General features: G+C 68.0%; 10 protein-coding genes and 1 pseudogene. 9 read left to right on the top strand and 2 right to left on the bottom strand.

Features of this window, described 5'->3' with window-relative positions:
* The 9 genes from AC07Z7_RS24315 to bufB all read left to right on the top strand — a co-directional run.
* On the top strand, positions 1–1,357 hold a 1,357-nt coding region (locus AC07Z7_RS24315; RefSeq protein WP_494767933.1), incomplete at its 5' end, for a flavin monoamine oxidase family protein.
* A gap of 6 nt (positions 1,358–1,363) precedes the next feature.
* Positions 1,364–1,885 (top strand): L,D-transpeptidase family protein, encoded by a 522-nt coding sequence (locus AC07Z7_RS24310; RefSeq protein ID WP_494767932.1) that lies wholly within the window; start codon positions 1,364–1,366, stop codon positions 1,883–1,885.
* The gene (locus AC07Z7_RS24305) at positions 1,882–3,258 is read left to right on the top strand and encodes an MATE family efflux transporter (RefSeq protein WP_494767931.1); all 1,377 of its coding nucleotides are present in this window, start codon (positions 1,882–1,884) and stop codon (positions 3,256–3,258) included. The genes AC07Z7_RS24310 and AC07Z7_RS24305 overlap by 4 nt, the downstream gene beginning before the upstream one ends.
* Before the next feature lie 156 nt (positions 3,259–3,414).
* On the top strand, positions 3,415–4,773 hold the full coding sequence (locus AC07Z7_RS24300) for an esterase-like activity of phytase family protein (RefSeq protein ID WP_494767930.1): 1,359 nt from the start codon (positions 3,415–3,417) through the stop codon (positions 4,771–4,773).
* A gap of 77 nt (positions 4,774–4,850) precedes the next feature.
* On the top strand, positions 4,851–5,555 hold the full coding sequence (locus AC07Z7_RS24295) for a riboflavin synthase (protein WP_056056705.1): 705 nt from the start codon (positions 4,851–4,853) through the stop codon (positions 5,553–5,555).
* Between the two features lie 17 nt (positions 5,556–5,572).
* Positions 5,573–6,073, top strand: coding sequence for a GNAT family N-acetyltransferase (locus AC07Z7_RS24290; RefSeq protein WP_494767929.1), 501 nt, complete (start codon positions 5,573–5,575; stop codon positions 6,071–6,073).
* 44 nt (positions 6,074–6,117) lie between these two features.
* Positions 6,118–6,606: an NUDIX hydrolase gene (locus AC07Z7_RS24285; protein ID WP_094289735.1), complete on the top strand. Its 489-nt coding sequence runs from the start codon at positions 6,118–6,120 to the stop codon at positions 6,604–6,606.
* Positions 6,607–6,747: 141 nt separating this feature from the next.
* Complete coding sequence (gene bufA2 / locus AC07Z7_RS24280; protein ID WP_252657980.1) at positions 6,748–7,041, top strand: BufA2 family periplasmic bufferin-type metallophore; 294 nt, start codon at positions 6,748–6,750, stop codon at positions 7,039–7,041.
* A 53-nt stretch (positions 7,042–7,094) separates the two neighbouring features.
* A complete protein-coding gene (gene bufB / locus AC07Z7_RS24275; protein ID WP_494767928.1) occupies positions 7,095–8,759 on the top strand; it encodes an MNIO family bufferin maturase in 1,665 nt (554 codons plus the stop codon).
* Here bufB and AC07Z7_RS24270 read toward each other — a convergent pair.
* Together AC07Z7_RS24270 and tcuB are read right to left on the bottom strand one after the other, a co-directional pair.
* The gene (locus AC07Z7_RS24270; RefSeq protein WP_494767927.1) at positions 8,746–9,720 is read right to left on the bottom strand and encodes a Bug family tripartite tricarboxylate transporter substrate binding protein; all 975 of its coding nucleotides are present in this window, start codon (positions 9,718–9,720) and stop codon (positions 8,746–8,748) included. The two genes, bufB and AC07Z7_RS24270, sit on opposite strands and share 14 nt — an antisense overlap.
* Before the next feature lie 39 nt (positions 9,721–9,759).
* A pseudogene (gene tcuB / locus AC07Z7_RS24265) lies at positions 9,760–10,373 on the bottom strand (tricarballylate utilization protein TcuB); the annotation flags it as partial.

Raw genomic sequence — 10,373 nt, 5'->3', positions numbered from 1 at the left:
CTACCTGCCCGTGCCCGGCGACGACGCACGCGAGGTGCAGGACCTGCTCGAAGAACTGGGCGTGCGCCAGCGCGTGGGCGGGCGCTGGCAGTACGACGAACGCCACCTGTGCCACAGCCCGCAGGAGCGCCTGTTTTTTGACGGCGAATGGCAAGAGGGCCTGCTGCCCGTGCACGGCGTGGGCGAGGCCACACTGGCGCAGTACCGCCGCTTTGCCCGCGCCGTGGACGCCGAGGCCCGCGCCGCCCGGTTTGCGATGCCTGCGATCAAGTTATGGAGCCAAAAACAGCCACTTGCGCCCGCCCATCAAGCGCTGGATGCTATTACTTTTGAAAAATGGCTGGCGGCAAACGGGCTGGATGACGCCCACCTGCGCTGGTACCTCGACTACTGCTGCCGCGACGACTACGGCGCGGGTGCCGCCCGCGTGTCGGCCTGGGCGGGCATCCACTACTTTGCGAGCCGCCACGGTTTTCATGCCCCCGGCGAGGCGGTGGACGAAGCGCGCGAAAGCGTGCTGACGTGGCCCGAAGGCAATGGCTGGCTCACCCAGCGCCTGGCCGAACCCCTGCAGAGCAGTGCCCCAGGTGGCGGCCAGCTGCGCACCGCCACCAGCGTGCTGCGCATCACCGAAGGCCGCCACGGCGTGGAGGTGGACGCCCTCAACCACCGCACCGGCAACGTGGAGCGCTGGGTGGCGCCGCAGTGCATCGTGGCGCTGCCCGTGCTGCTGGCGGCGCGGGTGGTGCAGCAGCCGCCTGCCTTCCTCACGGGCGCAGCGCAACGCCTGCAGTGGGCGCCCTGGCTGGTGGCCAACATCCACATCAACAGCCCGCTGGCCGACCGCCCCGGCGCCGCACCCGCGTGGGACAACGTGCTGTATGCCGATCCCACGGCCGGAGGCCTGGGCTATGTGAACGCAGGCCACCAGGGCCTGGACCCGCGCGCCGCCCTCACCGGCCCCACCGTGCTCACCTACTACCAGGCACTCGGCGACGTGGCCGACGGCCGCCAGCAGCTGGCCACCCAGCCCTGGCAGCACTGGGCCGACGCCGCACTCGCCGCGCTCTCGGTGCCCCACCCCGACCTGCGCGAACGCGCCACGCGCGTGGACATCACCCGCTACGGCCACGCCATGGCCATCCCCACGCCCGGGGTGCTGGAATATTTGAGCAAAATTGGCCTTCACCGCGCGACCAGATTGCCCAATAAGCTATCAAAAACAGAGCAAACGCCCTGGATCCCCACCCCCACCACCGCGCGCCTGGCGTTTGCGCACAGCGACTGGTCGGGCTACTCGGTGTTTGAAGAAGCCTTCACGCGCGGGCACGGCGCGGGCCTGGTGGCTGCGGGCTGAATCCCCATGGCGGGCACCGAACTGCACATCGACGTGGCCCAGCAGCGGCTGGCCCTGGTGGTGGACGGGGCCACGGAACGCAGCTACCGCATCTCCACCGCACTCAACGGCGTGGGCGAGATCCATGGCAGCGGCTGCACCCCGCGCGGCCAGCACCGCGTGCGCGCCAAGGTGGGCGCGGGCTGCGTGCCTGGCACGGTGTTCGTGGGCCGCCGCGCCACGGGCGAGGTGTATTCGCCCGAACTCGCCGCCGCCCACCCGGGGCGCGACTGGATCCTGAGCCGCATCCTCTGGCTCACCGGCTGCGAGCCCGGCGTGAACCGGGGTGGTGCGGTGGACACGCTGCGCCGCTACATCTACCTCCACGGCTGTCCAGATGACTGCGCGATGGGCGTGCCGCTGTCGCACGGCTGCGTGCGCATGGCGAATGCCGATGTGATCGACCTGTTTGACCGGGTGGTGGTCGGCACGCGGGTGACCATCCACAGCACCCCAACCCCTTGGACCACAGAGCGCACGGTGCCATGACAGACCCGGCCCACCCCGCCAGCCCGGCGCCTTCGCTCAACCGCCGCTTCCTCGTTTTTCTGGGCCCGCTGGTGCTCACCAACATGCTGCAGGCACTCACCGGCACGGTGAACCACATCTACGTGGGGCGGCTGCTGGGCGCGGGTTCGCTCGCGGCGGTGGCCTCGTTCATGCCGCTGTTCTTGCTGCTCAGCGCCTTCATCATGGGCCTGGGCAACGGGGCCTCCATCCTGGTGGGCCAGGCCTTTGGCGCACGCAACCACGCACGCTTGCATGCCGTGGCGGGCACCACGCTGTGCACGGGGCTGCTGCTGGGCCTGGTGCTGGCTGCGCTGGGAGTGGTGGCCGTGCAGCCCCTGATGCGGCTGCTGGGCACCCCGGCCGACGTGCTGCCCCAGGCGGTGGCCTATGCGCGGGGGATGATGGTGCTGTTCCCCTTGCTGTTCACCTCCATGCTCACGGCCGCGCTGCTGCGCGGCACCGGCGACACCGTCACGCCGCTGCGTGCGCTGGGGGTGTCGCTGTCGGTCACGGTGGTGTGTGCGCCGCCGTTCATCCAGGGCGTGCCTGCCATCGGGTTGCCTGCGCTGGGCATCCTGGGCGGCGTGGCCGCGCTGCTGCTGGCCACGCTGTGCTCGCTGGGCTACACGGCCTGGCACCTGCGGCGCCGCGCCCATGTGCTGGCCCCCACGCGGGCGCTGCTGGCGCAGGTGCGGCTGGACGCAGCCTTGCTGCGCACCCTGGTGCGGCTGGGCGTGCCCACGGGCCTGTTCTTCATCACCGGCTCGCTGGCCGACCTGGGCCTGCTCAGCCTGGTCAACGCCCATGGCTCGGCCGCCACGGCGGCCTGGGGGGCGGCCAGCCAGGTCATGTCGTATGTGCTGTTCCCGGCGATGGCCGTGGCCATTGCGTCGTCGGTGTTTGCGGCGCAGGCCATTGGTGCGGGCCAGGGGCAGCAGCTGGTGGCCGTCACCCGCACCGGCATGCGCATGAACCTGTGGCTCACCGGTGGCCTGGCCGTGCTGGTGTTTGCTGCCGCGCCCTGGGTGGTGGGCCTGTTTGTGGCCGACGCGCGGGTGATCGACATCGCCGCGAGCGTGCTGGGCATCACCGTGTGGGGCGCGTTCTTCTTCGGGCGCGCCAGCGTGTACTCGGGCGTGATGCGCGCCAGCGGCACGGTGCTGGCGCCCACGCTCATTTCGCTGGGCTGCCTGGCCTGCCTCATCGTGCCGCTGGGCTGGGTGCTGGGCCGCCAGTTTGGCCTGGTCGCCACCTGGGCGGCCTACCCCGCCACCTACCTGTGCGCGATGCTGTTGCAGGGGCTGTACTTCCATGGCGTGTGGCGGCGCCAGGCGGTGCAGCGGCTGATCTGATCAAAAAAGGACTCCTGCGCCTGATGGGTAAGCCCGAGTAGCTATAAAAATAGTAGCTTTCTCGGAGCCCTGTCCGCCAAGCCCGTGGCTTGGCCGTCACAGCCGCGTCATGCGCTGGCGGCATCGTGGCCGCTTTACTTTTTTGCCCCTGCCACCATGTCCCGATTCTCTGCCCTGGCCGCCTGCGCTGCGCTGGCCTGCGCCGCCGCTTCCCCTTCTGCCATCGCCCAGCAGGCCTACCCCGCCACCCTGGCCGGTCACGCTGTGCTGCCGGCCTTCACCGTCATCCCTGCACCCAAGGATGCGCCGCAGGACCTGCAGGTCAGCGGCAAGTTCACCACCCCGCGCCGCGTGGACGCCGTGGGCACGGTGATGGGCCAGTCCGGCGGGCGCAACACGGGCGTGTCGCTGCCCTTCCAGGGCCAGCCCATCCAGGGCCACTCGGGCATCAAGCGCATGGCCGACGGATCGTTCTGGATCCTCACCGACAACGGCGCAGGCTCCAAGGCCAACTCGCCCGACTTCATGCTGCACCTGAGCCACTACGGCGTGGACTTTGCCAGCGGCCAGTTCCAGCGCCGCCAGACCGTGTTCTTGCACGACCCCGACAAGAAGGTGCCGTTCCGCATCACGCATGAAGGCACTGACAAGCGCTACCTCACAGGCGCCGACTTCGACCCCGAAAGCTTCCAGTTTGCCGGTGGTGCGCTGTGGATCGGTGACGAGTTCGGCCCCTTCCTCATCAAGGCCGACCTGGGCGGCAAGGTGCTGGCGGTGTTCGAGACCAAGGTGGACGGCAAGACCGTGCGCTCGCCCGATGCGCCCGGCGTGCTGATGCCCGGCGCACCCGATGCAAAACCCACACCGTTCGAGGTCAAGCGCTCCAAGGGCTACGAAGGCATGGCCGCCAGCAAGGACGGCAGCAAGCTCTACGCCCTGCTTGAAGGCGCGCTGTGGAACGACGACGCCAAGGCCTACGAAAACGTGGGCGGCAAGCAGTACCTGCGCGTGCTCGAATTCGACGTGAAGACCGAGCAGTGGACCGGCCGCCACTGGAAGTACGTGCTGGAGGCCAACCACCACGCGATTGGCGACTTCAACATGATCGACCAGACCACGGGCCTCATCATCGAGCGCGACAACGGCGAAGGTACAGCCGACAAGGCCTGCCCCGAAGGCCAGAAGCGCGCGGACTGCTTCCACGACCTCGCCAAGTTCAAGCGCGTGTACAAGGTGGAGATGAGCGACGCCAACGTGGGCGGCGAGATCCGCAAGATCGGCTACATCGACCTCATGAACATCCAGGACCCGAAGCGCCTGGCCAAGAAGCCGCTGAACAACGGCGTGCTCACCTTCCCGTTCTTCACCATCGAGAACGTGGACATCGTGGACGGCACGCACATCGTGGTGGGCAACGACAACAACCTGCCCTTCAGCAGCAGCCGCGACCCGAACAAGGCGGATGACAACGAGCTGGCGCTGTTGGAGGTTGGCGGGCTACTGCAAGCCAAGTAACCCGGCGCCAGCGCGCGGTGGGGGCCGGGTGGCAAAATTCCCGGTTCCCCTTCCAACGCTCCACAAGCCGCGCCACCATGTTCACAGGCATCGTCCAAGCCACGGCAGGCATTGCCGCCATCCACGACCGCGCAGGGCTGCGCACTTTCACGCTCGATTTCCCCGAGGGCTTCTGCCAGGACCTGGCGATTGGCGCCAGCGTGGCCACCGATGGCGTTTGCCTCACGGTCACCGAGATCCTGTCGCCCACGCAAGCCAACTTCGACGTGATGCTGCAGAGCCTGAACATCACCACGCTGGGCAGCTACGGCCAGGGCGACCGCGTGAACGTGGAGCGCGCGGCCAAGGACGGTGCCGAGATTGGCGGCCATCCGCTGTCGGGCCATGTGGACTTCACCGGCACACTCATCGAGCGGCGCGAGTTCGACAACAACCTGGTGTGGCGCGTGGCCGTGCCCGAGGCGTTTCGCCGCTACATCTTTGCCAAGGGCTACATCGCCATTCACGGCGCCAGCCTCACGGTGGCCGAGGTGAACCGGCAAGAGGGCTGGTTCGAGATCTGGATGATCCCCGAGACCCGCCGCGCCACCGTGTTCGAGAACAAGCAGGTGGGCGACCGCCTGAACATCGAGATCGAGCGCAGCACCCAGGTGGTGGTGGACACCGTGCGCGAGGCCGTGCAGGAGAGCCTGGGCCGCCTGCAGCCGGTGCTGGAGGCGCTGCTGAAGGAAAAGGGCCTGTCGCTGGACGACTTCGTGCAGGCGCCCGTGCTGCCGCACTGATCGAACCAAGCTCACTCATGTCCGTGGTGGTGCGCCCGCTGGCGCTGAGCGACCTGTCCGATCTGCTGGCCGTGCAACTGGCCTGCTATGGCGAGGGGTTTGTGGAGAGCGGCGAGGTGTTTGCCCGCCGCCTCGCCAGCCCCGCCAATTGTTCGCTGGTGCTGGAGCAGGGCGACACGGTGTGTGCCTACCTGGCGGCTTACCGCAGCGTGCGCGGCAAGGTCACCCCGCTGCATGGCGACTTTGAAGCCACTGCCCAGCCCGACACGCTGTACCTGCACGACATGGCCGTGCTGCCTGCCCATGCGGGGCAAGGCCTGGCCCATGCATTGCTGCAGCCCCTGTGGGCGCAGGCCCGTGCCGAAGGGCTGCGGCACAGCGCGCTGGTCTCGGTGCAGGGCTCGCAGGCTTACTGGCAGCGGCAGGGCTATGCACTGCACCCCTTGCAGGACGCCACCCAGCAGGCCCGCCTCGCCAGCTACGGTGAAGGCGCGGTGTACATGGCGCGAGCGCTGTAGACCTTGTAGGCGCAGTGTCACCCGCCCTCGTCATAATGCCCGCCATGCCCCACCGCTGGAAACCCAACGTCACCGTGGCCGCGCTCATCGAGCGTGATGGCCGCTTTCTGCTGGTCGAGGAAGAAACCACGGACGGCCTCAAGCTCAACAACCCCGCAGGCCACCTGGACCCGGGCGAGTCGCCCATCCAGGCCTGCGCGCGCGAGGTGCTGGAAGAAACCGCGCACGACTTCGAGCCCACGGCGCTGATTGGTGTGTACCTCAACCGCTTCACCAAAACCCGCACCGGTGACGACCTCACTTACATGCGGTTTGCGTTTGCGGGCACGCTGGGCACGCACCATGACTGGCGCACGCTCGACACCGGCATCGTGCGCACGTTGTGGCTCACGGCCGACGAGATCCGCGCCTGCCCCGAGCGCCACCGCAGCCCGCTGCTGCTGCGCTGCCTGGAGGACTACCTGGCAGGCCAGCGCTTTCCGCTCACACTGGTGCACACCGACATCTCGGTGACTGAACCCTCTGCGCAATAGCGTGGAGATGCAACGCCAAAATTTTTTGGACTGCATGTAACCCGCAGCGTGCGGGGGACGAATTACCAGGCAGAGAGCGCTGTGTTGTGCAGCGTGATCTACCCGCTTCATTCATCCCTCAACGTTTTCGGAGTTACCACCATGCTGTCTACCCAAGCCAAGTCCACTGCTTCTTTTGCCCTGTCTGCCGCCCTGCTGGCACTGGCATCCACCAGCTTTGCGGCCGATGCGCCCAAGGGCTCCAAGGGTGCGGCCATTGCCGCCAACGACAAGGTGCACTGCTACAACGTCCACGACTGCAAGGGCAACAGCGACTGCGCCACCGCCGAGCACAGCTGCAAGGGCCAGAACGCCTGCAAGGGCCACGGCTTCAAGGCCAAGACGGCGGCCCAGTGCCTGATGGACAAGGGCACCATCGGCGATATCAAAGGTTGAAGATTCGGACGGCCCCGGCGCTGCGGTTGTAGCGCCGGGGCCGTCGGCCCGCCATGGCAAACGAACCCATCGCCACGCGCGGCACCGGCTTTGGCCTGGGCCTGCGCACGCAGCACTACGCCGATTTCCTGGCGCACAAGCAGCCACTGGACTGGCTGGAAATCATCACCGACAACTACCTCATCGACGGTGGGAAACCTTTGGCGGTGCTGGATGCCATCCGACGCGACTACCCCGTGGCCATGCACGGCGTGGCCATGTCCATCGGTGCGTCGCAGGGCGTGGATGTGCCGTATCTGCAACGCGTGAAGGCGCTGGCTGACCGCATCGAGCCGCTGTGGGTGTCCGACCACCTGTGCTGGACGGGCCCTGGCCCCGAGCAGTTGCACGACCTGTACCCGCTGCCCTACACCGATGCCTCTGCGCGGCACGTAATCACGCAGATCCGCCGCGCGCAGGATGTCTTGGGCCGCAGGCTGGTGGTGGAGAACGTCTCCAGCTACCTGCGCTACCGGCACGACAGCGCGAGTGAATGGCAGTTCCTGACCTACGTCGCGCAAGAGGCCGACTGCCTGCTGCTGGTGGATGTGAACAACATCCATGTGAGCAGCGTGAACCATGGCTTTGACCCGCTGGAATACCTGCATGCCCTGCCCGCGCACCGCGTGCAGCAGATCCACCTGGCCGGGCACAGCGACAACGGCGACCACATCATCGACACACACGACCACCCGGTGGCGGAGCCGGTATGGGAGCTGTACGCCCAGGCCTGCGCGCGCTTTGGCGCCGTGGCCGCGATGATCGAGCGCGACGACCACATCCCGCCGCTGGTCGAGCTGCTGGCCGAGATGGACATCGCCCGGCGCATTGCGGCAGACCACACAGCCCAGCCCCCAGGCGCTGTGGTCCCCGTGGCGCTGCCGCCCTCCGAAGGGGCCGATGCGCCCTGCCTGGCCACGGTGCAGCGGCAGGTGGCAGATCGGGTGCTGGCGGAACCATTGGCCGCCGCGTCACGGGACTTTGTGGCGACTGGCCGCCTGCCCATCTACCACCACGCCTACCGCGCGCGGCTGGCCGAGGTGCTGGCCGACACCTATGCCAAAACGGCGCTCTACATGGGATCGGATCACTTTGACAGCCATGCACGTGCCTACGCCGTTGCCCACCCACCGCACATCCGCAGCCTGAACCGCTATGGCGAGGGGCTGGTGGACGCGCTGCGCCAGCAGTATCCCGCCAACCCCGAGCTGCACGAACTCGCGCAGCTCGACTGGGACCTGCGCACCCGCTTCGATGGGGCAGACCAGCCTGTGCTCGGCAGAGACCAGGCCCATGCCGCTACCGACTGGACCACGCGGCCCGCCGTGCTGCACCCCAGCGCGCTGCTGCGCACGGTGACCACCAACGTGGTCAGCCTGTGGAATGCCATCGATGCCGACGCTGAAGTCCCCGAGGCTGTGGCGCTGCCTGCGCCTCTGGGCCTGCTGGTGTGGCGCAAGGGCTTTCAGCCGCACTTCCGCACGCTGGATGCCGCCGAGGCGCGCTGGGTGGGCGATCTGTACGCAGGGGCCTCCGTGCACGATGCCTGCACTGCCTTGCTGGGCAGCGGGCTGTGGGACGGCGATGCCGCCCAGCTCAGCGCGTGGCTGGCGCAGCTGCTGGACGATGGGCTGGTGCGGACAGATGGCGCAGTGCAGGAGGCCGTCACTCGGCCGTGAGCTTGCGCTCCTTGATGATGGTGGCCCACTGCGTCGATTCCTTCTTCATGAAGGCCGTCAGCTCGGCGCGTGTGGTGGGCTGCGGCGTGAGGCCATGCTTGTTCAGCGCCTCCTTCACGCCCGCATCGTTCAGCACCTTCACGATCTCCTGGTTCCAGCGCTCCAGCAGTGGCACCGGCGTTTTGCCCGGGGCGACGAAGGCATACCAGTTGAGTGCCTCAAAGCCCGGAAAGCCCGATTCCGCCACGGTGGGGATGCCCGGCAGGTAGGCGGGGCGCGTGAGGCCGGTGGTGGCCAGCGGGATCAGCTTGCCCGTCTCGACATGGGGCAGCGCCGTGGGCGGTGCCGCAAAGTAGGAGGTAATGCGCTCGCCCAGCAGGTCTTGCAGCGCGGGGGCGCCGCCCTTGTAGGGCACATGCGTCATGTCGATGCCCGCGCGCTGGTTGAACAACTCCCCCGCCAGGTGCGATGCCGAGCCCGCCCCGGTCGAGGCAAAGTCCACGCTGCCGGGCTTCTTCTTGGAAAGCTGCACGAACTCGGCCAGCGTCTTTACGCCCGCGCCCTTGTGCACCACCAGCACGTTCGGAAAGTTCACGCCGCCTGACACGGCGGCGAGGTCCTTGAACGGGTCGTAGGTCAGCTTCATCAGGTGCGGCGCGATGGTGAGCGGGCCCACCGAACCGAACAGCAGCACCGTGCCGTCGGCCGCTGCGTTGGCCACAAACTGGTGCGCGATGTTGCCGCCCGCGCCGCCCTTGTTGTCCACCACCACGGCCTGGCCGATGTTCTCGCCCAGTTTCTTGGCGATCAGGCGCGCGGCGGCATCGGCCGCGCCGCCTGCGGCAAAGCCTACGACCAGCGTGACGGGCTTCTTGGGTGGGAAGTCCTGCGCGGCCGCGCCAAAGACCAAGGGAAAGCTGGCCAGCGCCAGGGCGCTGCGCAGCAGGGTGCGTTTGTTCATCGGTGTCTCCTTCATCGTGGGGGTGTTGTGGTCGAGGGCTCAGTCGGCGCTCAACCCGATGGGGTGGGGCTGGCGCTTTTCCACCGCGTGGCGCAGCAGCGCAGCGGTGCGGAAGATGCCGTGCGCAAACTTGCCGTAGGGCATGGTGGCGAACAGCGCCATCACGGCGCCCAGGTGCAGGCTCAGCAGCAGCGGCAAGGCGGCGGTGCCGCGCGCGGCCCACAGGGCCAGGCCACTGGTGGCGGTGAGGAACAGCAGCGCGATGAAGGCGCGGTCCATGGGCTTTTGCGCGGCGTCGCCGTGTTGCGGATGGCGGCGCTGGTTCAGCCGCCACAGGCCTGCCGTGCCAATGGCCAGGCTGACGCCACCCACACCGCCCAGCAGCTTGGGCAGGCTGGGCAGGTCGTAGGGTGCGGGCGCGCCCAGCAGGTAGTGGTACAGCGTGGCCACGCTGGTGGCCGCAAAACACAGCAGGAAGCCGTAGAACGTGAGGTGGTGGAAACGCCTGCGCGACAGGGTGTAGGCATCGTCCTCGTTGTGGCAGCCGTCGCCGTGGCCGCCGTCCAGGTATTTGAGGCGCAACACGGCATCGGTGGCTTCGGCCGTGGCGGGTGCAGTCAGCGGTGCGCCGCTGGTGGCGGGCGTCACGTCGC

It is taken from the genome of Acidovorax sp. GW101-11A03 (assembly GCF_059424825.1).
This window is presented reverse-complemented; position numbering and strand designations above follow the sequence as displayed.

Bases quoted from the DNA above. Each gene is read 5' to 3' on its own strand.
- AC07Z7_RS24295 (WP_056056705.1), top strand. From the start codon at position 4,851: ATGTTCACAGGCATCGTCCAAGCCACGGCAGGCATTGCCGCCATCCAC.
- AC07Z7_RS24310 (WP_494767932.1), top strand. From the start codon at position 1,364: ATGGCGGGCACCGAACTGCACATCGACGTGGCCCAGCAGCGGCTGGCC.
- bufA2 (WP_252657980.1), top strand. From the start codon at position 6,748: ATGCTGTCTACCCAAGCCAAGTCCACTGCTTCTTTTGCCCTGTCTGCC.
- AC07Z7_RS24300 (WP_494767930.1), top strand. From the start codon at position 3,415: ATGTCCCGATTCTCTGCCCTGGCCGCCTGCGCTGCGCTGGCCTGCGCC.
- AC07Z7_RS24305 (WP_494767931.1), top strand. From the start codon at position 1,882: ATGACAGACCCGGCCCACCCCGCCAGCCCGGCGCCTTCGCTCAACCGC.
- AC07Z7_RS24285 (WP_094289735.1), top strand. From the start codon at position 6,118: ATGCCCCACCGCTGGAAACCCAACGTCACCGTGGCCGCGCTCATCGAG.
- AC07Z7_RS24290 (WP_494767929.1), top strand. From the start codon at position 5,573: ATGTCCGTGGTGGTGCGCCCGCTGGCGCTGAGCGACCTGTCCGATCTG.
- bufB (WP_494767928.1), top strand. From the start codon at position 7,095: ATGGCAAACGAACCCATCGCCACGCGCGGCACCGGCTTTGGCCTGGGC.
- AC07Z7_RS24270 (WP_494767927.1), bottom strand. From the start codon at position 9,720: ATGAACAAACGCACCCTGCTGCGCAGCGCCCTGGCGCTGGCCAGCTTT.